General features: G+C 70.6%; 19 protein-coding genes and 1 pseudogene. 4 read left to right on the top strand and 16 right to left on the bottom strand.

Features of this window, described 5'->3' with window-relative positions; translation table 11 throughout:
• Positions 1–163 precede the first annotated feature (163 nt).
• The 7 genes from topA to bldG all read right to left on the bottom strand — a co-directional run bounded on the left by topA (position 164) and on the right by bldG (position 10,013).
• On the bottom strand, positions 164–2,998 hold the full coding sequence (gene topA / locus ACWCPI_RS29190) for a type I DNA topoisomerase (RefSeq protein WP_451040949.1): 2,835 nt from the start codon (positions 2,996–2,998) through the stop codon (positions 164–166).
• A gap of 245 nt (positions 2,999–3,243) precedes the next feature.
• Complete coding sequence (locus tag ACWCPI_RS29185) at positions 3,244–3,441, bottom strand: hypothetical protein (RefSeq protein ID WP_451040948.1); 198 nt, start codon at positions 3,439–3,441, stop codon at positions 3,244–3,246.
• Between the two features lie 529 nt (positions 3,442–3,970).
• Positions 3,971–5,512: a DUF7059 domain-containing protein gene (locus ACWCPI_RS29180; protein ID WP_451040947.1), complete on the bottom strand. Its 1,542-nt coding sequence runs from the start codon at positions 5,510–5,512 to the stop codon at positions 3,971–3,973.
• Positions 5,513–5,601: 89 nt separating this feature from the next.
• Entirely contained in the window at positions 5,602–6,210 is a 609-nt protein-coding gene (locus tag ACWCPI_RS29175) for a small secreted protein (RefSeq protein ID WP_451040946.1), read from the bottom strand.
• A gap of 195 nt (positions 6,211–6,405) precedes the next feature.
• Positions 6,406–8,811 carry a sodium-translocating pyrophosphatase gene (locus tag ACWCPI_RS29170; protein WP_451040945.1) on the bottom strand — a complete coding sequence of 802 codons (2,406 nt, stop codon included), beginning with the start codon at positions 8,809–8,811 and terminating at the stop codon, positions 6,406–6,408.
• A gap of 308 nt (positions 8,812–9,119) precedes the next feature.
• On the bottom strand, positions 9,120–9,554 hold the full coding sequence (locus ACWCPI_RS29165) for an ATP-binding protein (RefSeq protein ID WP_451040944.1): 435 nt from the start codon (positions 9,552–9,554) through the stop codon (positions 9,120–9,122).
• 117 nt (positions 9,555–9,671) lie between these two features.
• Positions 9,672–10,013 carry an anti-sigma factor antagonist BldG gene (bldG, locus tag ACWCPI_RS29160; protein WP_003975386.1) on the bottom strand — a complete coding sequence of 114 codons (342 nt, stop codon included), beginning with the start codon at positions 10,011–10,013 and terminating at the stop codon, positions 9,672–9,674.
• A gap of 82 nt (positions 10,014–10,095) precedes the next feature.
• On the opposite strand from bldG, the gene ACWCPI_RS29155 reads away from it, so the two are divergent.
• Entirely contained in the window at positions 10,096–12,786 is a 2,691-nt protein-coding gene (locus ACWCPI_RS29155; RefSeq protein WP_451040943.1) for a DEAD/DEAH box helicase, read from the top strand.
• Here ACWCPI_RS29155 and ACWCPI_RS29150 read toward each other — a convergent pair.
• The 7 genes and pseudogenes from ACWCPI_RS29150 to ssd all read right to left on the bottom strand — a co-directional run.
• Positions 12,755–13,129 (bottom strand): annotated as a pseudogene (locus tag ACWCPI_RS29150) (Rv3654c family TadE-like protein); the annotation flags it as partial. The gene ACWCPI_RS29155 and the pseudogene ACWCPI_RS29150 sit on opposite strands and share 32 nt — an antisense overlap.
• Positions 13,130–13,314: 185 nt before the next feature.
• Positions 13,315–13,719 (bottom strand): TadE family type IV pilus minor pilin, encoded by a 405-nt coding sequence (locus ACWCPI_RS29145; RefSeq protein ID WP_451040942.1) that lies wholly within the window; start codon positions 13,717–13,719, stop codon positions 13,315–13,317.
• Entirely contained in the window at positions 13,706–13,915 is a 210-nt protein-coding gene (locus tag ACWCPI_RS29140; RefSeq protein WP_451041027.1) for a DUF4244 domain-containing protein, read from the bottom strand. Before ACWCPI_RS29140 ends, ACWCPI_RS29145 begins: the two co-directional genes overlap by 14 nt.
• 157 nt (positions 13,916–14,072) lie before the next feature.
• Positions 14,073–14,864 carry a type II secretion system F family protein gene (locus ACWCPI_RS29135; RefSeq protein ID WP_451041026.1) on the bottom strand — a complete coding sequence of 264 codons (792 nt, stop codon included), beginning with the start codon at positions 14,862–14,864 and terminating at the stop codon, positions 14,073–14,075.
• Positions 14,865–14,939: 75 nt separating this feature from the next.
• On the bottom strand, positions 14,940–15,800 hold the full coding sequence (locus ACWCPI_RS29130; protein WP_451040941.1) for a type II secretion system F family protein: 861 nt from the start codon (positions 15,798–15,800) through the stop codon (positions 14,940–14,942).
• Between the two features lie 34 nt (positions 15,801–15,834).
• Positions 15,835–17,007 (bottom strand): TadA family conjugal transfer-associated ATPase, encoded by a 1,173-nt coding sequence (locus ACWCPI_RS29125; protein WP_451040940.1) that lies wholly within the window; start codon positions 17,005–17,007, stop codon positions 15,835–15,837.
• A gap of 380 nt (positions 17,008–17,387) precedes the next feature.
• On the bottom strand, positions 17,388–18,515 hold the full coding sequence (gene ssd, locus ACWCPI_RS29120; RefSeq protein WP_451041025.1) for a septum site-determining protein Ssd: 1,128 nt from the start codon (positions 18,513–18,515) through the stop codon (positions 17,388–17,390).
• A 558-nt stretch (positions 18,516–19,073) separates the two neighbouring features.
• On the opposite strand from ssd, the gene ACWCPI_RS29115 reads away from it, so the two are divergent.
• On the top strand, positions 19,074–19,907 hold the full coding sequence (locus ACWCPI_RS29115; protein ID WP_388804259.1) for an HAD family hydrolase: 834 nt from the start codon (positions 19,074–19,076) through the stop codon (positions 19,905–19,907).
• Between the two features lie 513 nt (positions 19,908–20,420).
• Here ACWCPI_RS29115 and ACWCPI_RS29110 read toward each other — a convergent pair.
• Positions 20,421–21,245, bottom strand: coding sequence for a Fic family protein (locus tag ACWCPI_RS29110; RefSeq protein ID WP_451040939.1), 825 nt, complete (start codon positions 21,243–21,245; stop codon positions 20,421–20,423).
• A gap of 101 nt (positions 21,246–21,346) precedes the next feature.
• On the opposite strand from ACWCPI_RS29110, the gene ACWCPI_RS29105 reads away from it, so the two are divergent.
• Entirely contained in the window at positions 21,347–22,357 is a 1,011-nt protein-coding gene (locus ACWCPI_RS29105) for an ATP-binding protein (RefSeq protein ID WP_451040938.1), read from the top strand.
• On the opposite strand, the gene ACWCPI_RS29100 is transcribed toward ACWCPI_RS29105, so the two are convergent.
• On the bottom strand, positions 22,347–23,675 hold the full coding sequence (locus ACWCPI_RS29100; RefSeq protein WP_451040937.1) for a hypothetical protein: 1,329 nt from the start codon (positions 23,673–23,675) through the stop codon (positions 22,347–22,349). The two genes, ACWCPI_RS29105 and ACWCPI_RS29100, sit on opposite strands and share 11 nt — an antisense overlap.
• Positions 23,676–23,970: 295 nt before the next feature.
• Here ACWCPI_RS29100 and ACWCPI_RS29095 point away from each other — a divergent pair, with 295 nt between their 5' ends.
• A complete protein-coding gene (locus tag ACWCPI_RS29095) occupies positions 23,971–26,577 on the top strand; it encodes a bifunctional SulP family inorganic anion transporter/carbonic anhydrase (protein WP_451040936.1) in 2,607 nt (868 codons plus the stop codon).
• Positions 26,578–26,854 lie beyond the last annotated feature (277 nt).

Here is a 26,854-nt window from a genome sequence, read left to right as displayed (position 1 = left end):
TCAGCCTATCGGGACGCACTGACAGCCTGGCGAGCCCGCCCGAACGTACGCCCGCCCCGACACCAAACTGATGCCGAGGCGTTCGTTCTGCGAACCTGAAGTGAAGAACCGCACCGCCAACCGGCCCCGGTCAGGGCCCGGTTGGACGCGAGGTGAGAGCGGCTCAGTCCTCCGTCGCCGTCTTGGAAGCCGTCGCCTTCTTCGCGGTCGTCTTCTTCGCCGTCGTCTTCTTCGCGGTCGTGGTGGTCTTCTTGGCCGCCGTCTTCTTGGCGGCCGTCTTCTTGGCCGGGGCGGCCTTCTTGGCGGTCTTCTTCGCGGCGGCCTTCTTCGCCGTCTTCTTCGCGGGCGCCTTCGCCCGCTTCTCGGCGAGCAGCTCGAAGCCGCGCTCCGGGGTGATCGTCTCGACGCTGTCGCCGGAGCGCAGGGTCGCGTTGGTCTCCCCGTCGGTGACGTACGGCCCGAAGCGACCGTCCTTGACGACGACCGGCTTCTCGCTCACCGGGTCGGTGCCCAGCTCCTTCAGCGGCGGCTTGGCGGCGGCACGACCGCGCTGCTTGGGCTGGGAGTAGATCTGCAGCGCCTCTTCGAGGGTGATCGTGAAGAGCTGCTCCTCGGACTGCAGGGAGCGCGAGTCCGTGCCCTTCTTCAGATACGGGCCGTAGCGGCCGTTCTGCGCGGTGATCTCCTGGCCCTCGGCGTCGGTTCCGACGACCCTCGGCAGCGACATCAGCTTGAGCGCGTCGTCCAGCGTCACGGTGTCGAGCGACATCGACTTGAAGAGGGAGGCGGTGCGCGGCTTGACCGCGTTCTTGCCGGTCTTCGGCGTGCCCTCGGGGAGCACCTCGGTGACGTACGGGCCGTAGCGGCCGTCCTTGGCGACGATCGCGTGGCCGGTGGCCGGGTCGGTGCCCAGCTCGAAGTCGCCGCTGGGCTTGGCCAGCAGTTCCTCGGCCAGCTCCACGGACAGCTCGTCCGGCGCCAGGTCGTCCGGGATGTCGGCGCGCTGGTGCTGCTCGGTGTCCTTCTCCCCGCGCTCGATGTACGGGCCGTAGCGCCCGACCCGCAGCACGATGCCGTTGCCCACGGGGAACGACGACACCTCGCGCGCGTCGATGGCGCCCAGGTCGGTCACCAGCTCCTTGAGGCCGCCGAGGTGGTCCCCGTCGCCGTTGCCGGCGTCGGCCGCGTCGCCGTTGCTGGTGCCCTCGCCGAAGTAGAAACGCTTCAGCCACGGCACGGACTGGGCCTCGCCGCGCGCGATGCGGTCGAGGTCGTCCTCCATCTTCGCGGTGAAGTCGTAGTCGACGAGCCGCCCGAAGTGCTTCTCCAGGAGGTTGACCACGGCGAAGGACAGGAAGGACGGGACGAGGGCGGTGCCCTTCTTGAACACATAGCCGCGGTCGAGGATCGTGCCGATGATCGACGCGTACGTCGACGGGCGGCCGATCTCCCGCTCCTCCAGCTCCTTGACCAGCGACGCCTCGGTGTAGCGGGCCGGGGGCTTGGTGGCGTGTCCGTCGACCGTGATCTCCTCGGCGCTCAGGGCGTCGCCCTCGGAGACCTGGGGGAGCCGGCGCTCGCGGTCGTCCAGCTCGGCGTTCGGGTCGTCGGCCCCTTCGACGTAGGCCTTGAGGAAGCCGTGGAAGGTGATCGTCTTGCCGGAGGCGCTGAACTCGACGTCCCGTCCGTCGGCCGCGGTGCCGCCGATCTTGACGGTGACCGAGTTGCCGGTCGCGTCCTTCATCTGGGACGCGACGGTCCGCTTCCAGATCAGCTCGTAGAGCTTGAACTGGTCGCCGGTCAGCCCGGTCTCGGCCGGGGTGCGGAAGCGGTCGCCGGAGGGGCGGATCGCCTCGTGCGCCTCCTGGGCGTTCTTGACCTTGCCGGCGTACGTCCGCGGGGCGGACGGCAGGTAGTCGGCGCCGTACAGCTGCGTGACCTGGGCGCGGGCGGCCGCGACAGCGGTGTCGCTCAGCGTCGTGGAGTCCGTACGCATGTACGTGATGTAGCCGTTCTCGTACAGCTTCTGCGCGATCTGCATCGTGGCCTTCGCGCCGAAGCCGAGCTTGCGGCTCGCCTCCTGCTGCAGCGTCGTCGTACGGAACGGGGCGTACGGCGAGCGGCGGTACGGCTTGGACTCGACGGACCGGACGGCGAACCGCGTCTGCTCCAGGGCGGCGGCGAGGGCGCGGGCGTTCGCCTCGTCGAGGTGGAGGGTGTTCGCGCTCTTGAGTTGTCCCAGGGAGTCGAAGTCGCGGCCCTGCGCGACCCGCCTGCCGTCGACGGTCTGGAGGCGGGCGACCAGTGACGACGGGTCCGACGGATCCCCGGCGCGGCCGGTCGCGAAGGTGCCCGTCAGGTCCCAGTACTCAGCGGAACGAAACGCGATGCGCTCGCGTTCCCGCTCCACCACGAGACGGGTGGCGACGGACTGGACACGGCCCGCCGACAGGCGCGGCATGACCTTCTTCCACAGGACCGGCGAGACCTCGTAGCCGTAGAGGCGGTCGAGGATGCGGCGGGTCTCCTGGGCGTCGACCAGCTTCTGGTTCAGCTCGCGCGGATTGGCGACGGCGGCCTGGATCGCGGCCTTGGTGATCTCGTGGAAGACCATCCGCTTGACCGGGACCTTGGGCTTGAGCACCTCCTGCAGGTGCCACGCGATGGCCTCGCCCTCGCGGTCCTCATCGGTGGCGAGGAAGAGCTCGTCGGATTCCTTCAGCAGATCCTTGAGCTTCTTGACCTGGGCCTTCTTGTCGGCGTTGACGACATAGATGGGCTCGAAGTCGTGCTCGACGTCGACGCCGAGGCGGCGGACCTCACCGGTGTACTTCTCCGGCACCTCCGCGGCACCGTTGGGAAGGTCGCGGATGTGCCCGACGCTCGCTTCGACTACGTAGCCGGGGCCCAGGTAGCCCTTGATCGTCTTCGCCTTGGCAGGCGACTCGACGATGACGAGTCGGCGGCCGCCCTGTGCGGTCTCGCTGGTCGGGGACAACTTCGCTCTTCTCTCCGGATCGACGCTGGGGCCTCCCCAGGCTGAGATCCCGGGTCGGGTCGTGGTGACGCTGCGGAGTGTGACGGTACATCCCGCCCCGTTGTCAAACGGTAAAAGCCCGCAACGGCCACTCGAACGGTAACCCGACTTCCGCCATTCCTGCCGCCCGGAGTGCCCGCAGTCCTATTCGAGCCTTTCCGGAAGAGGCCCTCCCAATTATCCGCCGCCCAGCTCGTAGGGCGTTCTCACAGGCGGCTGAAGCACCAGGTTCCGAAGATCAACGCGACCAACGAGACAACGCCGGCGAGCGTCGCCGATGCGACGGGGCTCACACCTTCGGCGACGGGCCTGTGCTGTCGTACCCGGACCGCCGTCCACAACAGCAGCCCCCCTCCGAACAGGGCGAAAACCACCCCGGCGAAGATCGCCGATGCCCTTTCCATAGTCCCGCTCGCCCCTTTTCTCCGGTCCGCGCGTGCTCGGCCCGGCGAGGCTGTCACGCGCGTGCGGCGCACAGGCGAACCTCAGGTGAACGGAGGGCCGACCGGGCCGTGGTACTGCCGCGTGCCCATCGCACCGGTGGTCACCTCAGGCTCAGAAGACCCGTTGTCCTCACTGGTGCCATTGAACTCGTTCGAGTCTTCGGCCTCGTGAACCTCATCGGCAACAGATCCGGTTCCGCGGGGAACGCCGTCCGGGACGCCCGGAGATCGACTCGAATTTGTTGCCCACCGCTTGGCGGGGTTGTCGGTGACCCCGCCAAGCGCCGCCCGGGAAAAAGATGCTCGCGCTCGCGCTGACGCGAGCGCCGCATCCAGTCACCGCGCCGCATCCAGTCACCGCGCCGGGCCGAGGCAGCGCGTCGGTATCAGTCATAGCGTCGGTTCAGGCCAGGGCAGGGCAGGGCAGGGCAAAGCAGGGCATCGCGTCGGTGGCCGTAGCGGTGGATCGAGGTGACGAGACCGTTCGAGATCATTCGGACGGTTCGAGGAACCCCTGCTCCACCAGCAGCCGGATCTGCGCGGGAGTGCGGTCCCGCAGCAACACGGGGTCGTCGCCCATCAATTGGGCGATGGCGTCGAGAATGCGCCCCGCGCTCAGCGAGCCGTCGCACACGCCCGCGAACCCCGCGCCGACCGTGTCGACCTGGGCGGCCCGGCGCATCCCGCGGTTCTGGCGCAGCACCACGTGTTCCGGGTCCTCGGCGCCGGGCAGCCCGACCTGCTCCTGCACGACCTCGGAGACGAGCCGGAAGTGGTCCTCCAGCAGGGCCGCGTCGTCATGGGAGCGCAGGTAGTCGAGGCGGTCGAAGTGCGCGCGGATCGTGTCTCCGAGCGGCTGCTCGACCGGATGCGGCCATTCCTCGACCGTGATCGAGGGCACGGCGGCCGACGTCCTGCGCAGGGTGATCCACCCGAACCCCACGCCCTTCACCTTGCGCGCCTCGAACTCGTCGAGCCATGCGTCGTACCGCGCCTGGTACGCGGCCGCGTCCCCCCGATGGTCACCGGCGTCCCTGAGCCACAGCTCGGCGTACTGCATGACGTCCTGGACCTCGCGCTGCACGATCCAGGCGTCGCACCCGCGCGGCACCCAGGACCGCAGCCGGTCCTGCCAGTCCTCCCCTTCCACGTGCTGCCAGTTGGCGAGGAACTGCGCGAACCCGCCTTCGTTCAGTCGCTCCCCCGCCCCTTGAACGATCGACCGGCACAGATCGTCCCCGCCCATCCCGCCGTCCCGATACGTCAGCCGGGCGCCCGGTGAGATCACGAAAGGCGGGTTCGAGACGATCAGGTCGTACGTCTCGCCGTTCTTGAGCGGCTCGAACAACGAGCCCTGCCGAAGATCCGCGACCGGCGCACCGGAGAGCGCGAGCGTCAGGGCGGTGATGTGCAGCGCGCGCGGGTTGAGGTCGGTCGCCGTCACGCGCGTGGCGTGCTGTGCCGCGTGCAGCGCCTGGATGCCGGAGCCGGTGCCGAGGTCGAGGGCGGACGCGACGGGCGCCCGCACGGTGATGCCGGCGAGGGTGGTGGAGGCGCCGCCGACGCCGAGCACGACGGCTGCGTCCGCCTGACGGCCGGTGCCGCCGATGCCGCCCGCCCCGCCGACCGCGCAACCCAGGTCGGACACGATGAACCAGTCCTCGCCGCCGGGCCCGCCGTACGGCCGTACGTCCACGGTCGCGGCGAGGTCGTCACCGGAGCCCTCACCGACGCGAATCAGCCAACCGCTCTCCAGGCAGGCGTCGACGGGAAGAACGTCCGCCACGCGGGCCCGCGGCACGGGTTGCTGCAGCAGGAAGAGCCGTACGAGCGCCTCCAGCGGTGTGTCGCCGCGGGTCGCGCGGAGCGCGGGCACGACCTCGCTCCGCGCGAGCGCCGCGTACGCGGGCGCACCGAGCAGTTCGAGGAGCCCGTCGGGGGTGAAGGAGGCCCCGAGCAGGGCATCCCGCAGCCGGGCGGCGGCCTCGGGGCGGTCGGAGGCGGGCAGGACGGACAGGCTGGAGTCACTCACGCTCTCATTGTGACCCGGGCCCGGCCCCGCCCGCCCACGGCGGTTCACCTGTCGGTGGCTCAGCTGCCGGTGGTTCAGCTGTCGGAAGCTCAGCTGCCGGTGGCCGCCGCGGACTCGGACGCGACGACCTGCTTGCAGCCCTCCTGCTCCAGCAGCGCCTTCTTGGTGTCGCCGCTCGACTCCAGCTGCTTCAGCGCGTCGAGCGCGCTCTTGCGCTGGCTCACCATGCTCTTCATCTCTTCACCGACCTTGCGCAGCCCGGACGCGAACTTCGCCTGGTCCTTGGTGTTCAGCTCGTCCGTCTGCTTCTTCAGCTCGGCGTAGCTCACGGAGACGGCGGTGAGCTTCTTGATGGCGTCCCGCTGCTTCTTCGCGCCGCCCTCGACGCCCGGAGGCGGTCCGGCCTGCTGGAGCAGGGTCGCGCGTGCCTTGAAGCCGTCGGAGAGGTCCTGGAATGCCTGGGCGTCGACCTTCTGGAGCTCCTTGGGCGGGCTGTCCTTGGCCGCCTTCGTGATCGCGGCGTCGGCGGCCGCGATCTTCGCGTTCTGCGCCGGCGCCGTGTCGCAGACCTTCTTGGCCCAGGCGTCCAGCTCAGGGTTGCCCTCGTCGCCCGTGCATCCCGTCAAGGCCAGTGCCAGTGCCGCACCGCCGGACAGTGCGGCCGTGAGCTTCTTGTTCACCGGTTCGGTCCCTTCCATGGCTCTCGGCCACCGGAATCTACACGGCGGGCCGGAAGGAACCAGGCTCCGAGCACCCCGTACGTCATTTTTTATTACCTTTTGCACCATGTGAGAGAAGGGTCACGGCAAGGGGTGAACACGCACGGGGCGGGCGGGCGGCACGTCAACGCGCGCCGCCCGCCCGCCCCATGAGCTGGGCCGTCGTCAGGCCGCCTACGAGACCACCGCCGGGTCGACCGGCTTGGCCACCCGGTCGGCGTTGCCTTCGTCACCCATGGCGATACCGCGCCGCTTGGAGACGTACACCGCGCCGACGATCACGACCAGCGACAGTACGGCGATCACGAGCCGAACGCCGACGTTCTTGTCCTCGCCGTAACTGAACTGGATGACCGCGGGCGCGATGAGCAGCGCCACCAGGTTCATCACCTTCAGCAGCGGGTTGATCGCGGGACCGGCGGTGTCCTTGAAGGGGTCGCCGACCGTGTCGCCGATCACCGTGGCGGAGTGGGCCTCGCTGCCCTTGCCGCCGTGGTGGCCGTCCTCGACGAGCTTCTTGGCGTTGTCCCAGGCGCCGCCGGAGTTGGCCAGGAACACCGCCATCAGCGTGCCGGCACCGATCGCGCCCGCGAGGAAGGCGCCGAGGGCGCCGACGCCGAGCGTGAACCCGATGAAGATCGGCGCCATCACGGCGAGCAGCCCGGGAGTCGCGAGCTCCCGGAGTGCATCCTTGGTGCAGATGTCGACGACCTTGCCGTACTCCGGCTTCTCGCTGTAGTCCATGATCCCGGGCTTCTCGCGGAACTGCCGCCGCACCTCGTAGACCACGGCACCGGCCGACCGCGACACGGCGTTGATGGCGAGTCCGGAGAACAGGAAGACGACCGCCGCGCCCGCGACCAGGCCGACGAGGTTGTTGGGCTGCGAGATGTCCATCATCAGGTTCATCGGCGCGCCCTCACCGCTGAGCTTCTCGCCGACGTCCCGCGCGCCGGTGGTGATGGCGTCGCGGTACGACCCGAAGAGCGCCGCTGCCGCGAGGACGGCCGTGGCGATGGCGATGCCCTTGGTGATGGCCTTGGTGGTGTTGCCGACCGCGTCCAGGTTGGTGAGCACCTGAGCGCCCGCGCCCGTGACGTCGCCGGACATCTCGGCGATGCCCTGGGCGTTGTCGGAGACCGGACCGAAGGTGTCCATGGCGACGATCACGCCGACCGTGGTGAGCAGGCCGGTGCCGGCCAGCGCCACCGCGAACAGCGCCAGCATGATCGAGGTGCCGCCGAGCAGGAACGCCCCGTACACGCCGAGGCCGATCAGCAGGGCGGTGTAGACGGCCGATTCCAGGCCGACCGAGATACCGGCGAGGACGACGGTGGCGGGCCCCGTGAGCGAGGTCTTGCCGATGTCCCGGACCGGTCGGCGGTTGGTCTCGGTGAAGTAGCCGGTCAGCTGCTGGATGACGGCGGCCAGCACGATGCCGATGGCCACCGCCACGAGCGCGAGGATGCGCGGGTCGCCGTCCTTGCCGGCGATCGCGGTGTCGGTGACGCCGTCGAGGTCGGCGTACGACGACGGCAGGTACGCGAACACGGCGATCGCGACCAGGACGATCGAGATCAGCGCGGAGATGAAGAACCCGCGGTTGATCGCCGTCATGCCGCTGCGGTCGCTGCGACGCGGTGCCACGGCGAAGATGCCGATCATCGCGGTGATCACGCCGATCGCGGGCACGATCAGCGGGAACGCGAGCCCCAAGTCGCCGAAGGCCGCCGACCCGAGGATCAGCGCGGCGACCAGGGTCACGGCGTACGACTCGAAGAGGTCGGCGGCCATGCCCGCGCAGTCGCCGACGTTGTCGCCCACGTTGTCGGCGATGGTCGCGGCATTGCGCGGGTCGTCCTCCGGAATGCCCTGCTCGACCTTGCCGACCAGGTCGGCGCCGACGTCGGCGGCCTTGGTGAAGATGCCGCCGCCGACACGCATGAACATCGCGATCAGCGCGGCGCCGAGGCCGAAGCCCTCCAGCACCTTCGGCGCGTCGGCCGCGTACACCAGCACCACACAGGAGGCGCCCAGCAGGCCGAGCCCCACCGTGAACATGCCGACGACGCCGCCCGTGCGGAAAGCGATCTTCATGGCTTTGTGCGAGACGGCGGTGAGATCCTTTTCCGGTTCTCCCTCCGCCGGGGTCGCTTCCCGTGCGGCCGCGGCGACGCGCACATTGCTGCGCACGGCGAGCCACATGCCGATATAGCCGGTGGCCGCCGAGAACGCGGCGCCGATCAAGAAGAAGACGGATCGGCCGATGCGCTGATTCCAGTCGTCCGCGGGTAGCAGCATGAGCAGGAAGAACACGACGACGGCGAATACACCGAGCGTGCGCAACTGGCGGGCCAGATAGGCGTTGGCGCCTTCCTGGACCGCTGCCGCGATCTTCTTCATGCTGTCGGTGCCCTCGCCCGCCGTGAGCACCTGGCGCACCAGGACGCCGGCGACCACGAGCGCGGCCAACGCGACGACCCCGATGACCGTGATGATGATCCGGTTGTCGTCGGTCAGCACTGCGGCTGCGAGGGTTGTGGGGTGGTCAAGCTGATGAGGGGTAGAAAGCCCCGCCATTCGTCCTCCTTGACGCTTGGGCTGAGCTCAAGATGTGGACGGATTCTAGGTACCGGAACCTGATCAAAACAGAGCGCGGTAATCGGAATTGGCCTTCACATGCCGTTCAGCAAATGATCGACGCCGCGCCACGGAACCCGAAAGTGCTAATGCCCCAAAACCATTGACGCCCGTATTGCACTTGATCAAATTATGGGCTGCTGATCGTGAATTCCTTCACGAATTCTGCCAGGCCGGTGGGACAAACACGAAGGGGCCCTGCTGAGCAGGGCCCCTTCGTGAAGCAACGGGTCGAGCGATGAGTCGGATCAGGCGAGCACCACGGCCGGCGGCGTGGTCGGCCAGGTCATGCGGATCAACCCGCCGTGCTCGCCGACGGAGACCTCGACGTCGTCGACGAGGCCACTGATGACCGCGAGACCCATCTCGTCCTCCTCGGCCTCCACGTCCCCCTCGCCGCCCGCACCGGAACCGCGGTCGCCGGGAGTGGCGTGCGGCGCCTCGTCGCCGACCTCGATGGAGAACTGTTTCTCCTCCTCGATCAGCGCCACCTTCACCGGCGCCGTGATGCCGACGCTCTGATGCAGTCCGACGGCGCGGCTGCAGGCCTCGCCGACGGCAAGTCGCACTTCGTCGAGTACGGCCTCGTCCACTCCGGCCCTGCGCGCCACCGCTGCCGCCACCAGTCGGGCGGTCCTGACGTGCTCGGGCAGCGCGCTGAAGCGGAGTTCAACGGTGGCCATGCATCCCCCTCCGAACTACGGGCGTGCTGTCCGGAGGACCGGGCCGCCGAAAGCCCGGTCCCCCGTCACTTTCCACTTCTGCCGTGCCGGACCCCTACGACGGGCCCGATACGGTGATCAGTCGGTCGCCGCCACCGCTTCCTCGACCGAGGTGTGGATCGGGAACACCTTGGTGAGGCCGGTGATGCGGAAGATCTTGAGAATGCGCTCCTGGTTGCAGACCAGGCGCAGAGAGCCCTCATGGGCACGCACGCGCTTCAGGCCACCGACCAGCACGCCGAGCCCGGTGGAGTCGAGGAAGTCCACGCCCTCCATGTCGACGACGAGGTGGAAACTCCCGTCGTTCACCAGCTCGACCAACTGCTCGCGCAGCTTGGGCGCGGTATATACGTCGATTTCGCCACCGACCTCGACGACCGTACGATCGCCGACGGTACGGGTCGACAGGGACAGGTCCACGGATCCTCCAGCACCTTGCTATCGAGCGGTCGTCCCTCGGGACACCTCGGCTTACAGCCCCCAGGACGGTTCGCCAGCCGCGATGGCATTCAATCACTTACCGGCAGGCGTGCACGACGCCTTGGTCCCATTGTCCGTCACGCCAGTGACACACTCGGTGCCGATGGCCAAGAATCACCGATCCGATCGATCCCCGACGGGGCCCGTATCCCGGGTGGACCCGGGCACGGTCCTGGGCCGGCTCGCCTCGGGGCCGAGCCGGGCTTCGCGCATCACTCATACGGAGCATGTGCCCCCGAGGGAGGGCCGCCATGCCGTCTGGCCCGACCGGATCCGCGCGGAGGTCATCGCGGCCGTACAGGACGCGGGAGTCGAACACCCCTGGGCCCACCAGGCACGGGCCGCCGAGCACGCCCTGGACGGCGACTGCGTGGTGGTCGCCACGGGCACGGCGTCAGGCAAGTCCCTGGCCTACCTCGTGCCGGTCCTGTCCACCCTTTTGGACGGCTCCGAGGCCCCGAACGGCCGCGGCGCGACCGCGCTGTACCTCGCGCCGACCAAGGCTCTTGCGGCGGATCAGTGCCGCTCGGTGAAGGAACTTTCACATCCGCTGGGCAATTCCGTACGCCCGGCCGTGTACGACGGCGATACTCCGTTCGAGGAACGGGAGTGGATCCGGCAGTACGCCAACTACGTCCTCACCAACCCCGACATGCTGCATCGCGGCATACTCCCCTCGCACCCGCGCTGGTCCTCCTTCCTGAAGGCCCTGAAGTTCGTCGTCATCGACGAGTGCCACACCTACCGCGGTGTGTTCGGCTCCCATGTCGCCCAGGTCCTGCGCCGCCTGCGCCGCCTCTGCGCCCGCTACGGCTCCTCCCCCGTCTTCCTGCTGGCCTCCGCCACCGCCGCCGAGCCCGCGGTCGCCGCACGCCGTCTCACGGGCCTGCCGGTCGTCGAGGTGGCCGACGACGCCTCGCCACGCGGCGAACTGGTCTTCGCCCTCTGGGAACCCCCGCTCACCGAGCTCCAGGGCGAGAAGGGCGCCCCCGTCCGCCGTACCGCCACCGCCGAGACGGCCGACCTGCTGACCGACCTCGCCGTCCAGGGCACCCGAACGGTCGCCTTCGTACGCTCCCGGCGCGGCGCCGAGCTGATCTCGGTCATCGCCCAGGAACGTCTCGCCGAGGTGGACCGCTCCCTCGCCCGGCGTGTCGCGGCCTACCGCGGCGGCTACCTCCCCGAGGAGCGCCGTGCGCTTGAGCAGGCCCTGCACTCCGGCGAACTCCTGGGCCTGGCCGCCACCACCGCCCTGGAACTCGGCATCGACGTCTCCGGCCTGGACGCCGTGCTGATCGCCGGCTACCCGGGCACCCGCGCGTCCCTGTGGCAGCAGGCGGGCCGCGCGGGCCGCTCCGGACAGGGGGCGCTGGCCGTCCTGGTCGCCCGGGACGACCCCCTGGACACCTATCTCGTCCACCACCCCGAGGCCCTGTTCGACCGCCCGGTGGAGTCGACGGTCCTCGACCCCGACAACCCGTACGTCCTCGCCCCCCACCTGTGCGCGGCGGCCGCGGAGATCCCCCTGACCGACGAGGATCTGGAGCTGTTCGGCCCGGAGACCGAGGGGCTGCTGCCGCAGCTGGAGGCCGCGAAGCTGCTGCGCCGCCGCACCAGGGCCTGGCACTGGACGCGCCGGGAACGGGCCGCCGACCTCACGGACATCCGCGGTGGGGGCGGCCGTCCCGTCCAGGTGGTGGAGACCGGGACGGGCCGGCTGCTCGGCACGGTCGACGCGGGCGCCGCGCACGGCACGGTGCACGAGGGCGCCGTCCACCTGCACCAGGGCCGCACCTATCTCGTCCGGTCCCTCGACCTGGAGGACTCGGTCGCCCTGGTCGAGGAGGCCGCCCCGCCCTATTCGACGGTCGCCCGGGACACGACGTCGATCTCCGTCCTGGAGACGGACGTCGAGATCCCGTGGGGTGACGGCCGCCTGTGCTACGGCTCCGTCGAGGTCACCAACCAGGTCGTCTCCTTCCTGCGTCGTCGGCTCATCACGGGTGAAGTACTGGGCGAGACGAAACTCGACCTCCCTCCTCGTACGCTGCGCACCCGCGCGGTGTGGTGGACGGTCACCGAGGACCAGCTGGACGAGGCCCGGATCAACCCGGAGATCCTCGGCGGTGCCCTGCACGCCGCCGAGCACGCCTCGATCGGCCTGCTGCCCCTCTTCGCGACCTGCGACCGCTGGGACATCGGCGGTGTCTCGATCCCGCTGCATCCCGACACACTGCTGCCCACGGTCTTCGTCTACGACGGCCACCCCGGCGGCGCGGGCTTCGCGGAGCGCGCCTTCCACACCGCCCGTGCCTGGCTCACCGCCACCCGCGAGGCCATCGCCTCCTGTGAGTGCGACGCCGGCTGCCCGTCCTGCATCCAGTCCCCCAAGTGCGGCAACGGGAACGATCCGCTGCACAAGCGGGGGGCGGTGCGCCTGCTCACGGTGCTGTTGCGGGGAGCGCCGAAGGAGGATCCGGTAGTGGCGCCGACGCCCGACGGCGGGTCCCCGCAGAACCGGCCTCGACCTGCGGAGGCTCAGGCGACCGATCCGTCCCCGCAGACCCAACCTCGGCCTACGGAAGCCCAGGCGACCGATCCGTCCCCGCAGGTCCCGCCCGGGAGTGCTCCGTCGGCAGAGCCGGGTCAGCTGGCCCCGCCCGGGAGTGCTCCGTCGGCAGAGCAGGGTCCGCAGGCCCCGCCCGCGCCCTGACCTCCGCCGCGAAGGGCCCCCGGCCCGACGCCGCAGTCACGTCCGCGACCTCGCCCACCACCGCGCACCGCACGAGCCGCACGCCCTGTGCCCGAGCCACCCGCTCCGCCCGGGCGCAGGCCACCGCACGTCCCTCCGCCCAGTGGTCGGCCGCCGCGAGGGCCGCGAGATCCGCACCGCCGGCCGCCTGATGCCGGGTCACGACGGCTTGCCCCAGGGCGAGCAGGACGCCGAAGAGGACGCAGAGGACGGCGATGGCGCCCACGCTCCAGACGGTGGCGGAGCCCCGGTCGGGGTGCGGGGCCGCGCCGGGTCTGGTGCCGGCACTCCTGTCCGTACGGATGCCCTCCCTCCCGTCCCTGCGGATGCCCGCATCGCTGTCCGTGCGGAGGCCCGCACTCCCGTCCGTGCTGCGGTCTCCGACCCGGTCGACGACAGAGGCGTGGTCGGGGCGCGCTCCCCGTGCCACCGCCCGCCCGAATCGTTGCCCTGCGGGGGCCCCTCGGCGGCCGCCGCCGACGTCTCTCCTCACGTCCCCGCCCCCACCATCTCCTCCGCCGACGCCACGGCCTCCTCCCGAACCTCGAAGGGAAGCCCGCGCAACAACGGCGGCCGCGCGACGACGGTGACGCGAACCTCGTCCCCCTCCCGGCCGACGGTGACCGTCGCACCGCGCGGTGCCGCCTCTCGCGCCACCTCGACGACGGCGTCGGCCGGATCCTGCCGGGCCGCCGCGCGGGCACCGGTCCGTGCCGCGTCCACGCACTGGATCTGCGCGGCCACCACGAGCAGACCCCACACCAGTGCCATCGCGAACATCACGAGCACGGGCAGCACAACAGCCGACTCGGCCGTCACGAACCCTTCGTCGGCCCCGCGTCCCGGAGCCGCTCTGGACCTGCGCTCCTCGATGTCCCGCTCACATCCGCGCATCGAGCGCCTGCTTCACGATGGCCTGCAACTCCTCGCTGACCTGCCCGCTCGTCACGACCTTGTAGAGCACCACGGCGAACGCCACGGCCGCGACGATTCCCATCGCGTACTCGGAGGTGACCATCCCCTCGTCCCTCCGCGCCGCCCGCATCCCGCACACCAGGGCGCGCATCCGCGCCCGTACCGCCTTGCACATCTCAACCCCCGTGAGGTCCGGTTCCACTTGAACGCAGCTGTCTTGCAAGCAGTTGCTGGTCGTCTGCCGTTCGCCTTCCGTCGACGAACGCCTGTCCGCTGTACGCCCGCCGCCGATCTCCCACTCCTGATCCGCGGCCGTTGCCACCTCTCCCTTCTCATCCACCGCCTTCTCCCAACACCCCGCCCGCCAGGCCGATCACCACCGGCGCCACACCGATCGCGATGAAGGCCGGAAGGAAGCACAGACCAACCGGTGCCGTGACCATCACGGCCGCCCGCCTGGCCCGTTCCGTGGCGCTGCGCGCCCAGTCGGCGCGAGCATCCGCGGCGAGCCGCGCGACCGGTCCGGCCGCCGGAAGCCCCGACACATCGGCCCGCTCCAGCAACCGCGCCAAAGCCCCGGCCCCCGGCAGCGAAGCCAGCCGCTGCCACGCCTCCGCCGGCGCACCGCCGAGCCGCACCTCCGCAGCGCCCTTCGCCAACCGGTCCCCGACAGGGCCGCCCAGGGCATCGCCCACGGCCTGCGCCGCGATCGCCGGCCCGGCGCCCGCCGCGATGCAGGCTCCCAACAGATCTGCCGCCAGCGGCAGTTGTCGGGCCACCTCGCCGGCGTCGAGCGCCTCCTCGGCGCCTTCGGCGGCTTCCTGCCGACGCCGCCACAGCCACAACCCACCCGCGACGAACAGCCCCACCGCCGGCCCGGCGGCACCGCCGAACAGCACCCAACCGGCGCCGACAACTGCTCCCACGGGCAGCCACTGCCGCACCCGCCGCCGAACGTCGAACCGTGGGCGTTTCGACGTCCCCTCCGCACCCGTCAGCATGGCGGCCAGTCGCCGCCGGACTCTTCTTTCATGACGGGCGGCCACGGGCCACCGCAGCAACCCCCAGACGGCCGGGGCAACGCATACGGCTACCCCCAGCCTGTGGACAAACTCCACGTTCACCACCGCCCCCAACCTGTGGACAACGTCCGCATCCACGCCACCGAACCCCCTGACACTCCGGCGCGACACCACTCCTCACGCCGCCTCCGCCCCTCGCACGATCCGCAGTGCCCACCACATCCCCAGCCCTTCCAGCGCCCCGCCGACCACGAGGCAGCCGAGTCCGGCTCCGGTGTGGAACAGCACCCGCAGTGGATCGGCCCCCATGGCGGCACCGAGAAGCAGCCCCAAGGCGGGCAGCCCCGCGAGCATCGCCACGGTCGATCGCGTCCCTGCCAACTGGGCGCGCAGGTCGGCGAGTCGGTCCCGTTCGGCGCGCAACGCCCCTTCCAGCCGGTCGAGGCCGGCAGCGAGTCCCGCGCCCTGGTCCACGGCGACCCGCCAGCACGCTGCCAGGCCCGACAGCCCCTCGGCACCCGGTTGCCGTGCCGCGCAGGCGAGCGCGCCCGGCACATCTCCGCCGAACCGCGCCGCCGCCAACACCGCCGCCTGTGCTTCCCCGAGCCCATCGCAGTCCCGCGCCGCCCGCAGCAACGCCTCCCCCGGCTGCCTCCCTGCCCGCACCTCGCCGGCGAGCGCCCCGCACAGGTCGATCACGGCGCCCCCTCGACGCTCCCGTGCCCGCCTCGCCTCCCTCACCAGCCGTGCTCTCCGCAGCAACGGCACTCCGACCGCCCCCGCGACGACCGGCAGCACCGAGGACCCCAGCACGCCCAGCGCCAGCCCGACGACCGCCGCCCACCACTCGGCCCCAAGCCGCCCGCGCAGTTGCCTCAGCTCCCGGACCATCCGCCGCCAGTCGGGCGGCCCGATTCCCACCGTCCCACCGCCCGCCAGGAGCAAGCGCGCCCGCCGGGCCCCTGAGTCCTGCCCGCCCAGCAGGCAGACGACCGCCCCGAGACACATCACCGCCGCGCCCAACGACATCTCACCCATACAGCCCACCGGCCCCCTCACGATCGCCGAACCCTCACCTCACGCCCTGGCGCCCCTCATCGCCCGCGCCTCGTAGCAGTCCCCGCAGCCGCTCCCACCCCCGCTCGCTCGCGAAGGCCTCCGCGCCCCACCGCAGCGCCGGCACGGTTCGCACCAGCCCCGACGGGTCCCGCTCCAGCACATGCACCTCGGCGATGCGCCGCCGCCCGTCCCGGTCACGTACGAGATGGAGTACGACCGACAGCGCGGCCGCCAGCTGGCTGTGCAGCGCGGCCCGGTCCAGTCCGGCCGCCGTGCCGAGCGCCTCAAGGCGCGCCGGTACGTCGGCCGCCGCGTTCGCGTGGACGGTCCCGCAGCCTCCCTCGTGGCCCGTGTTCAGCGCCGCCAGCAGATGGACCACTTCGGGTCCGCGCACCTCGCCCACGACCAGCCGGTCCGGCCGCATTCGCAGCGCCTGCCGCACCAGGTCCTGGAGCGTGACCAGTCCGGCGCCTTCCTGGTTGGCGGGTCTGCTCTCCAGCCGTACGACATGCGGATGGTCCGGCCTGAGTTCCGCCGAGTCCTCGGCGAGCACGATCCGCTCATCGGGGCCGACCAGTCCCAGCAAGGCGCTGAGCAGCGTGGTCTTGCCACTCCCCGTGCCGCCGCTGATCAGGAAGGACAGCCGCGCGTCGACCAGCGCCCGCAGCACCCGATCCCCGCCAGGTGGCACTGTGCCCGCCGCGACCAACTCGTCGAGTTTGAACGCCCGGGGCCGCACGACCCTGAGCGACAGGCAGGCACAGCCGACGGCGACCGGTGGCAGCACGGCGTGCAGGCGAGTCCCGTCGGGCAAACGGGCGTCCACCCAGGGCCGCGCGTCGTCCAACCGCCTCCCGGCGACCGCGGCGAGACGTTGCGCGAGACGACGTACGGCCGCTTCGTCCGGGAAGGAGACGGAGGTCAGCTCCAGGCCGCCGCCTCGGTCCACCCAGACCCGGTCCGGCGCCGAGACCAGCACGTCGGTCACCGAGGGGTCGGTGAGCAGCGGCTCCAGCGGGCCGCTCCCGACCAGCTCGGAGCGCAACTGCTGTGCCGCGCCCAGGATTTCGGCGTCGCCGAGCACCCTGCCCTGTTCGCGCAGGGCCTGCGCCACGCGCGAGGGCGTCGGCTCTCCCCCGCTCTCGGCGAGCCACTGCCGCACCCCGTCGAGCAACCCGGTCGGCATACCCGCCCCGGCCTGCCCGTCCGGCCCTGTCGGCCGTGGCGGCCTTGTCGGCTCCGTGTCCGACGCCCACCTCGATGCCGACGGGCCCGACCGAGCAGCGGACGGACGGCCCCGGTCCTCCGGCACGCGCCCCGCAGCAGCCGGCACACCCCGAGCCCGCACCGCCCGCGCGGCGCCCTCCCTCGCCACGCCGCCCACGTCCTCGCCCACCGCCCATCGCGGCGCGGCCCTACGCGCCCTGCCTGCCGTCTTCCCGCCCGACCTCCACCGCGCGGGGGCTGCCCGTACCGACCCCGCCGTGCTCCCGCTCACCCAGTCGAGCCCCACAGCCGTACCCATGCCGTCCCCGCTCGTGCCGTCTCCGCTCGTGCCGTCTCCGCTCATGCCGTCCTCGCCTCCAGCAGAGCGCGCTCCCAGAACTCGCGGCAGAACCGCGCCAGCGGCCCACGCCCCGCGGCTCCCGGCGGCGCCTTGCCCTCCTGGGGCCGCAACAGACCTGACTCCACCGGCACTTCGCCCACAAGCGGCAGTTCCAGCAACCGGGCCACTTCGTCGTCGTCCAGTCCCGGCGCGTACGGACCGCGTACCGCCACTCGCAGATCCCCGAGCACCATCCGGACCGCGGAGGCCATCTGTCGGGCCGCGGCGACGGCGCGCAGTTCGGCGGGCACCACCAGGATCCCGACGTCGAGTTGGACGAGCGCCTCGGCGACGCCGTCGTCGATCCGCCGGGGCAGGTCTACGACGACCGCGCCACCCCGGCGCCGGGCAGCGGCGAGCACCGCCCGCATCGCCTGCGCGGGTACGCCGAGGCAGTCCCCGCGATCCCAGCTCAGCACCCGCAGGGAATGCAGCTCCGGCAGCGACTCCTCCAGGGCACCGCTGCCGAGCCGCCCGCGTGAGCCGGCGAACGAAGGCCAGCGCAGTCCGTCTGCAGCCTCGCCGCCGAGCAGGACATCGAGCCCGCCACCCAGCGGATCGGCGTCCACGAGCAGCGTGCGCAGCCCTTCACGCGCGGCGGTGACCGCGAGGGCACACGCGAGCGTGGAGGCTCCCGCACCGCCGCGCCCGCCGATCACCCCGACCGTGAGGGCGGGCCTGCCGACGCCCTCGGCGACGTCGGCGATGCGGTCGACCAGCCACTGCTCCCCGTCAGGCAGCATCAGGACGTGATCGGCACCGATCTCGACGGCGCGGCGCCAGACCCCCGGGTCGTCCTGGTCCCGGCCGACCAGCACCACCGCGCCTCTGCGTCCGGCCCCTCGCACACGGCGTGCGGCGTCGTCGCCGACCAGGACGAGCGGCGCCGCCTCCCACCTGCCCCTGGGCTCGGGCACCCCGTGATGGACCTCGGGTGTGGCACCGGCCGCCGCGCACAGGCGCAGCAGGTCGTCGAGCAGTTCGGCGTCTTCCGTGACGATCAACGGCTTGCCCGGCCGCCCGGAGGCGGTGGGCGGCGGATCATCTGTGACGGTTGCGGTCACGGTTTCCGTCCCCCTTCGCTGCATCACTCGCGTGGCGCTGCGGCCCCGCGATTCCCAAACGTGTGAAGAACCGGCAACCGGTCTCCATATGAACGGCCGATAGGAACCGGCCAAACACGCCCGGCTAAGCAGAACCGGCCATGAAGTCGGTCCGAGCGGAGCGCGCTGGAATCACGGTGCAGCGATCCCGGAAATCGTGTGGATCTTGGTCGATAACTGTGGACAACTCGACCGCTGTGAATATCGCCGTCACCCATACCGGTGACCCACGCACCCACCCGTGTGCGACTTCCGCAGAGCAGCGCGACGACTACGCACAGTCACGGATTGGCTGCATGCCGAAGAGGCGGCCGAAGCCGCCCGGACCCGGCCCCACGGCCGCGCTCAGAAGAGGAAAACCCACCCGGACATGCGACGACCCCCGCCGGGGGGGAGAGCGGGGGTCGTCTCCACGGCCGACTCGGGGGGGGAGGAGTCGGACCGGGTTAGCACGGTCGCGAACGATCCGTGACTTCCATGGTGTACCCGAGAGCCCTCTCAGGCAAACCCACGCGCCCACCTTACGCCGAATGGGCTGCCCCTATGCTCTGCAGCGTGGAAAACCGCTCCTTGCCCCGCACAGCCGCCTTCTTTGACCTGGACAAGACGGTCATTGCGAAGTCGAGCACGCTCACCTTCAGCAAGTCGTTCTACCAAGGCGGCCTGATCAACCGCAGGGCCGTCTTGCGTACCGCATACGCCCAGTTCGTCTTCCTGGCCGGTGGCGCCGACCACGACCAGATGGAGCGCATGCGCGAGTACCTGTCCGCGCTGTGCCGCGGCTGGAACGTCCAGCAGGTCAAGGAGCTCGTCGCCGAGACGCTGCACGACCTGATCGACCCGATCATCTACGACGAGGCCGCCTCCCTCATCGAGGAGCACCACGCCGCCGGCCGTGACGTCGTGATCGTGTCCACCTCCGGCGCCGAGGTGGTCGAGCCGATCGGCGAGCTGCTCGGCGCGGACCGCGTGGTGGCCACGCGCATGGTCGTGGGCGACGACGGCTGCTTCACGGGGGAGGTGGAGTACTACGCCTACGGTCCGACCAAGGCCGAGGCGATCAGGGAGCTGGCCCAGTCCGAGGGCTACGACCTCGACCGCTGCTACGCGTACAGCGATTCCGCCACCGACTTGCCGATGCTGCAGTCCGTCGGCCATCCGCACGCCGTGAACCCCGACCGTCCGCTGCGCCGCGAGGCCCTCGCGCGCGGGTGGCCGATTCTCGACTTCCACCGCCCGGTCCGACTCAAGCAGCGGATCCCCTCCTTCTCCGTGCCGCCGCGCCCCGCCCTGGTCGCGGCGGCGGCCATAGGGGCCGCAGCGGCCACCGCGGGCCTCGTCTGGTACGCCAGCCGACGCCGCGCGGCACTCGCCTGATCCGCACTCGCCGGTCGCGTGCGGCCTGCACTCCCGCGGCCTGTACTCGCGCGGCCCCGTGGCCCGTACCCGCGTAGCCCCGTGGCCGGTACTCGCCGGTCTCGCGTGCCTCGTTCGACACATCGATGACCGTTTGACGCGTCTTTGAGAGCAAAAGTAAAGAAGTGCAGCCAGGCCTTCCACTTGGTTGGGGTCCTGGAGTACAAATGACTCAACGGCCCGCGAGACCAAGGACATCCGAGAGGATCACCTTTAATACGCATTTGGCCCCACGGACCGAGCATGGACATTGGGCACCCACGCGACGTCGACCCGTCGATTACGGGCCAGCCGCACCAGGTGACGGGCGAAGTTCCCGACCTGATGGGCAATATATCGAGGACGCTTGGTAACCCGATGAACATGCCAGCGGCGGTACGAATCCTCGTACCGCCGCAACTTATGTGAGCCCCTCGCAGGGCTCTTTTCGCACCCGGGGCGTCCACGCCGTACGGCGCCCCGCGCGCGCGTGCGTCACGCAGCCCCGCGCTGCAGCGCCTCGCACACCGCCGTCGACTCACGCGCCCCCAGTTCGATCGCCTTGCCGCAGTGCGCGATCCAGGCGGCCATACCCTCAGGAGTGCCGGAGACGTAGCCGTCGAGCGCAGCCAGATAGGCCGCGCGGCCCAGTTCGGCGTGGCCGACCTCGGCCGGGCAGACGGACTTGGGGTCGAGGCCGCTGCCGACCAGGACGATGCGCTCGGCCGCACGCGCGACCAGGCCGTTGTGCGAGGTGAAGGGACGCAGCGCGAGCAGTTCGCCGTGTACGACGGCGGCCGTCACCAGGGCGGGTGCAGAACTGCCGGCGATGATCAGCTCGGACAGACCCTCCAGACGCCCGTGCACCTCCGCCGCACCCGGCGGCGCCGACTCGACCAGCGGTTCGTCGACCGGCTCGCCCTCCTGGCGCGGGCGTCCGACCCTGTCGTCCGCGTCGGCCGCCGCCACCAGGTGCAGCCGGGCCAGCACCCGCAGCGGCGACTGCCGCCAGATGGACAGCAGTTGACCCGCCTCGGCGGTCAGCCGCAGGGCCGCTCCCATGACGCGTGACTCGTCGTCCACGCTGAAGTCGGTACGCCGACGGACCTCTTCGAGCGCCCAGTCGGCCCCCGACAGCGCCGCCGTGCCACGAGCGCCGCGCAGGGCCGCCTCGGAGGTGATCTCGTTGCTGCGGCGCCGCATGATCCGATGCCCGTAGACCCGGTCCACGGCCTTGCGTACCGACTCCACGGACTCGGGCACACCGGGCAGTGCACCGAGGGCAGCGAGCGGATCCGCGGTCGCACCTGTCGTACTCATGAGTACGACACTACGCACCCGGGGCCCCCACCCCACGATCGAGTGGCCTTCTTCACGCACGGCTGCCACACAAAGCGATCGGAGCACTACGCTTCGTGAACATGAAAATTGCTTTCGTCGGGAAGGGCGGCAGCGGCAAGACGACGCTGTCCTCGCTGTTCGTCCGCCACCTCGCCGCGACCGGCGCCCCGGTAATCGCTGTGGACGCCGACATCAACCAGCATCTGGGGGTCGCGCTCGGTCTCGACGAGGCGGAGGCCGCCGCGCTGCCCGCGATGGGCGAGCGGTTGCCGTTGATCAAGGATTACCTGCGCGGCTCCAACCCGCGGATCGCCTCCGCCCAGGCAATGATCAAGACCACACCGCCCGGTGAGGGCTCGCGACTGCTGCGGGTGTGTGAGCAGAACCCGGTGTACGACGCCTGCGCGCAGCCGGTGGAACTCGACGGTGGCACCGTCCGTTTGATGGTCACCGGCTCATTCACGGACTCCGACCTCGGGGTCGCCTGCTACCACTCCAAGACGGGAGCGGTGGAGCTGTTCCTGAACCACCTGGTGGACGGCCCCGATGAGTATGTCGTGGTCGACATGACAGCGGGTTCGGACTCCTTCGCCTCCGGCATGTTCACCCGTTTCGACATCACGTTCCTCGTCGCCGAGCCGACCCGGAAGGGGGTCTCCGTCTACCGCCAGTACAAGGAGTACGCCCAGGACTTCGGTGTCGTGATGAAGGTAGTCGGCAACAAGGTGCAGGGGCAGGACGACCTGGACTTCCTTCGCGCAGAGGTAGGGGACGACCTGCTCGTGACCGTCGGGCACTCGGACTGGGTGCGCGCCATGGAGAAGGGCCGCCCACCCCGGTTCGAGCTCCTGGAGGACGCCGACCGGCTCGCGCTGCGCCGGCTGCACACGGCCGTGGACGCCACGTACGGGTTGCGGGACTGGGAGCGCTACACGCGCCAGATGGTGCACTTCCATCTGAAGAACGCCCGGACCTGGGGGAACGAGCGAACCGGGGCCGACCTGGCGAAGCAGATCGACCCCGGCTTCGTGCTCGGCGAGAGCGCCGCCGCGCTGTCCGCGGACAACTCCCCTCTGACACCTACTGCTTGACCGCCGGCGCCCCCGGCGCCCCCTTCGGGGCCGGCGCCGGGTGATCCGACAGGAAGGACGCCCAACCCTGCTTGGGCGCCTCGCCGACGCGCAGCGTGCGCAGCTTCTGCAAGGTCAGCGGGTCCTGTGCGTCGAGCCAGTCGGCGAGCTGCCGGAAAGACACGCACCGCACATCGGGCTTGTTGCAGACCGCCTCGACGACTTCCTCGACGGCACGCATGTAGGTGCCGCCGTTCCAGGACTCGAAGTGGTTGCCGATGATCAGGGGTGCGCGGTTGCCGTGGTAGGCCCGGCGGAATCCCATGAGCAGCCCGTCACGCATCTGGTCACCCCAGAAGTCGTGCTTGGCGGGGTCGCCCTGGCTCGTGGTGCCCGACTGGTTGACCATGAAGTTGTAGTCCATGGTGAGTTGCTCGTAGGAATGCCCGGGGAAGGGCACCAGCTGCATCGACAGGTCCCACAGGCCCCCCTGCTTGGCGGGCCAGACCTGGTCGTTGACGCCGCTCGAGTCATAGCGGAAGCCCATCTGGCGGGCAGCCCTGACGAAGTTCTTGCGGCCCTCCAGGCAGGGCGTGCGCGCCCCGATGAGTTCCTTGTCGTAGTCGAAGGGCAGGGGCGGCGCCTTGGTCATGCCGGTGTTGGTCTTCCAGGACTTCACGAATTTCTTCGCCTGGACGATCTCGTCCTTCCACTCCTCCACCGACCATTCCCCGACTCCGCCACCTCTGCCGCAGAAGTGGCCGTTGAAGTGGGTGCCGATCTCGTTGCCCTCCAGCCAGGCCAGACGCAGCTGCCTCACGGTGGCGGCGATGCCCTCCTCGTCGTTGAAGCCGATGTCGCTGCGGCCCGGCGAGTGCTGCGGCGGGCGATACAGGTCACGTTTGTGGTCCGGAAGCATGTACACGCCGCTGAGGAAGTACGTCATGGTCGCGTTGTTGGCCTTGGCGACCCCACGGAAGTGAGAGAACAGCTTCTGACTGTCCTCGCCTGCTCCGTCCCAGCTGAACACCACGAACTGCGGGGGCTTCTGGCCGGGCGGCAACCGCTCCGGTGTGGGCAGGTGGGGCTGCGCTCCGGTGTAGGCGGTGGATCCGTCGCCGATCAGTCGGACGGCGCTCCTGGGCGCGGGCGCCGCCGGCTTCGCCTTCTGCGGTCCTGACGCTCCCCGACCGGCAGGGTCGGCGCCGGTCGCACAACCGGTGAGCGATGCGGCGCAGACCGCGGCGATCGCGGTGCCCGCGGCGATCCTGCGCGTCGCAGTGGTCCCGTGTGTCGCAGTGGTCCTGCTGGGGACGGCGATCCTGCGGGTGGCGGCCATGTTCCGTCCACCTTCCTTCTCTCGGGTGGCGACAGCGCCGCCAAGGTCGCATGGGACAGAGAAGGAATTAGTACGACAAGCCGACTAATCGACCACTTCACCCTTCAGGGGGATTTATTAGTCCATTTGCTCGGAAAACCTATTCCAGCCCTTTACTCTGCATTACGATCCGTTTACTGACTGTTGATGCATCCCGCCGCTGCATGCCGTGACCACACGGCCGCGACCCGACCCCTCGCCCCGAGCGGGGGACCACCAGATCCGCGACCGCGCTGCCCCGGAGGAGACGGGAAACATGTCCGCCTGCGTCCCCACCCGCGCCGACGACCCGAGTCGAGCGGAGCGCACCCACGAACCCCCCAGCCCGCCGCCACCCCCGCACCGCCGCCACGGCATCGCGGGCGCCGATGTGTCGGCCTCGATCGCGGTCTTCCTGATCGCACTGCCCTTGTCCTTGGGCATCGCCCTCGCCACCGGCGCCCCCCTGCAGGCCGGCCTGGTCGCCGCCGCGGTCGGAGGACTGGTCGCCGGCTGGCTCGGTGGCGCCCCGCTCCAGGTCAGCGGACCCGCCGCCGGTCTCACCGTGGTCACCGCCGACCTCATCCAGCAGTACGGCTGGCGAACGACCTGTGCCATCACCGTCCTCGCCGGACTCTCCCAGCTCGGCCTGGGCTCTCTGCGGGTGGCGCGCGGCGCGCTCGCGGTGAGCCCGGCGATCGTGCACGGCATGCTCGCCGGCATCGGCGTCACCATCGCCGTCGCCCAGCTGCACATCGTCGTCGGCGGCACACCCCACAGCTCCGTTCTCGACAACCTGCGCGTGCTGCCCGCCCAGTTGGCCGAGCTGCAGCCCGCCGCCGTGTCGGTGAGCGCGCTGACCCTGGCCCTGCTGCTGCTCTGGCCGCGGATTCCGGGGCCGGCGGGACGCGTTCTGCGCAAGATCCCGCCGGCCCTCGTCGCCGTCGCCGGTGCCTCCTCGGCCGCCTCGCTCGCCGGCCTGACCCTGCCCAAGGTGGACCTTCCGTCGTGGCGCAGCCACGCCCTGGCCGGAATGCCGGAAGGCCCGGTGCTCGGCGTGATCGCCGCCGTGCTGACCACCACGCTGGTGTGCAGTGTGCAGTCGCTGCTCGGCGCGGTCGCCGTGGACAAGATGGCGGCAGCGCGTCCCGGGCTGCCCGCCCGCGTCGGCCGCTGCGATCTGGACCGGGAACTTCTGGGCCAGGGCGCCGCCAACATCGTCTCCGGCACGCTCGGTGGACTGCCCGTCGCCGGTGTGGCCGTGCGGAGTTCGGCGAATGTCCACTCCGGTGCCGTAAGCCGGAACTCCACGATGCTGCACGGCGTTCTCGTAGTGATCGCCACGCTGCTGATGGTCCCGATCCTGGAGCTCATCCCGCTCGCCTCGCTCGCCGCCCTCGTGATGGCCGTCGGCATCCAGATGGTGTCCCTGAACCACATCCGCACGGTGACCCGCCACCGTGAGGTGCTGGTCTACGCGGTCACCACCCTCGGCGTGGTGTGCTTCGGCGTCCTGGAGGGCGTGGCGCTGGGGATCGCCATGGCCGTGACCGTCGCCCTGCACCGCCTCACCCGCACCCGGATCACGCACGACGAGAAGGAAGGAGTCCATCACGTACACGTACGCGGTCAGTTGACGTTCCTCGCGGTGCCGCGCCTCAGCCGGGCCCTGCACCTCGTGCCACAGGGCGCCCGCACCGTCGTGGAGTTGGACGGGTCGTTCATGGACCACGCGGCGTACGAGTCCCTGCAGGACTGGCAGAAAACGCACACCGCGCACGGCGGCTCCGTCGAGCTGGTCGGCCGCAGGTCCGGAGTCCGGATCGGTGAGCCCACCACTCCGATCGGTCTCCACCTCGACCCCGGAAAGGCCGTGGCCCGGTCCGCGGACTGCCGTTGTCACCCCTGGACGCCCTGGCGCAACCACCAGTGCGAGATCCCGGAGTCGATCCAGCCCCACGACAGGCCCGAGGGTCTCTCCGGGCAGGCTCAAGGCCAGGGAGCGGGTCACCCCGACGGTTCCGGGACTTCCCGCGCCTCCGGTCCCCCCGGTTCCCCCGGCGCCCCGGCCGAGCCCGGCACGGCCGACGGGTTCGGCGGAACCGGTGCAGCGAGCGCGGCCGCCGGGCCGAACGGGAACGACGTGCCGGGCCGCCCCGACCGCCCGGGGGAAAGCAGAGCCGAGACCTCCGGTGGATCCGACGGGAGCCGCCCGAGCTCGCATCAACTGGCTCGCGGCATCAGCGCGTTCCAGCGCAACACCGCACCCCTGGTGCGGGGCGAGCTGGCACGGCTGGCGCGTGAGGGGCAGCAGCCTTCCCAGCTGTTCCTCACCTGTGCCGACTCCCGGGTGGTCACTTCGATGATCACCTCCAGTGGTCCCGGTGACCTGTTCGTGGTGCGCAACGTGGGCAACCTCGTTCCGCTGCCCGGTGAGGACAGCGGGGACGACTCGGTGGCGGCCGCGATCGAGTACGCGGTCGACGTGCTGCGGGTGCGGTCGATCACGGTGTGCGGGCACTCCGGGTGCGGGGCCATGCAGGCGCTGCTCAATTCCGAACCCGGCGATCCGCAGACCCCGCTCAGGCGGTGGCTGCGGCACGGGCGACCCAGCCTGGAGCGGGTGTCCGACGAGAGCCGGCCGTGGGCCAGACTCGCCGGGCGGGCGCCGGCCGACGCGGTCGAGCAGCTCTGTCTGACCAACGTGGTCCAGCAGTTGGATCATCTGCGCGCCCACGAGTCGGTGGCCAGGGCTCTGCGCGCCGGTGAGCTGGAGCTGCACGGCATGTACTTCCACGTGGGTGAGGCTCAGGCCTACCTGCTCATGGAGGGCCAGGGTGACGAGGTGTTCGACGACGTGAGGGTGGCCGACCTGTCGGCGTGAGGCGCGCGGGCGCGGTGCGGTCCCGTTCGGCACGGGGCCGCACGGCTCCACCGACGGCGACACGTGTGAGGGGCGTCGGCCTCAGCTGCGCCTCAGCCCGGGTGTGAAAGGGATAACAGACGTGAACCTCCTCCCTTGCGCGTCCGTGGGAACGGATGACCCCGGGTGCCCGAAGGGGCTCCGGAACCCGCCCGCACACAGGTCTAAACCAATTTTCCGTCGACCCTTGTCATCGGGCCCTCGGGTCTGATGAGCTGTGGCCTGGGACACAACGGAC

The organism is Streptomyces sp. NPDC001920 (genome assembly GCF_053594495.1).
This window is presented reverse-complemented; position numbering and strand designations above follow the sequence as displayed.

What these genes read in the sequence shown, in the direction of transcription:
- ACWCPI_RS29185 (WP_451040948.1), bottom strand. Translation starts at nt 3,441, where the DNA reads ATGGAAAGGGCATCGGCGATCTTCGCCGGGGTGGTTTTCGCCCTGTTC.
- ACWCPI_RS29175 (WP_451040946.1), bottom strand. Translation starts at nt 6,210, where the DNA reads ATGGAAGGGACCGAACCGGTGAACAAGAAGCTCACGGCCGCACTGTCC.
- ACWCPI_RS29170 (WP_451040945.1), bottom strand. Translation starts at nt 8,811, where the DNA reads ATGGCGGGGCTTTCTACCCCTCATCAGCTTGACCACCCCACAACCCTC.
- ACWCPI_RS29165 (WP_451040944.1), bottom strand. Translation starts at nt 9,554, where the DNA reads ATGGCCACCGTTGAACTCCGCTTCAGCGCGCTGCCCGAGCACGTCAGG.
- ACWCPI_RS29155 (WP_451040943.1), top strand. Translation starts at nt 10,096, where the DNA reads ATGGCATTCAATCACTTACCGGCAGGCGTGCACGACGCCTTGGTCCCA.
- ACWCPI_RS29145 (WP_451040942.1), bottom strand. Translation starts at nt 13,719, where the DNA reads ATGCGCGGATGTGAGCGGGACATCGAGGAGCGCAGGTCCAGAGCGGCT.
- ACWCPI_RS29140 (WP_451041027.1), bottom strand. Translation starts at nt 13,915, where the DNA reads ATGTGCAAGGCGGTACGGGCGCGGATGCGCGCCCTGGTGTGCGGGATG.
- ACWCPI_RS29130 (WP_451040941.1), bottom strand. Translation starts at nt 15,800, where the DNA reads ATGGGTGAGATGTCGTTGGGCGCGGCGGTGATGTGTCTCGGGGCGGTC.
- ACWCPI_RS29125 (WP_451040940.1), bottom strand. Translation starts at nt 17,007, where the DNA reads ATGCCGACCGGGTTGCTCGACGGGGTGCGGCAGTGGCTCGCCGAGAGC.
- ssd (WP_451041025.1), bottom strand. Translation starts at nt 18,515, where the DNA reads ATGCAGCGAAGGGGGACGGAAACCGTGACCGCAACCGTCACAGATGAT.
- ACWCPI_RS29115 (WP_388804259.1), top strand. Translation starts at nt 19,074, where the DNA reads ATGCTCTGCAGCGTGGAAAACCGCTCCTTGCCCCGCACAGCCGCCTTC.
- ACWCPI_RS29110 (WP_451040939.1), bottom strand. Translation starts at nt 21,245, where the DNA reads ATGAGTACGACAGGTGCGACCGCGGATCCGCTCGCTGCCCTCGGTGCA.
- ACWCPI_RS29105 (WP_451040938.1), top strand. Translation starts at nt 21,347, where the DNA reads ATGAAAATTGCTTTCGTCGGGAAGGGCGGCAGCGGCAAGACGACGCTG.
- ACWCPI_RS29100 (WP_451040937.1), bottom strand. Translation starts at nt 23,675, where the DNA reads ATGGCCGCCACCCGCAGGATCGCCGTCCCCAGCAGGACCACTGCGACA.
- ACWCPI_RS29095 (WP_451040936.1), top strand. Translation starts at nt 23,971, where the DNA reads ATGTCCGCCTGCGTCCCCACCCGCGCCGACGACCCGAGTCGAGCGGAG.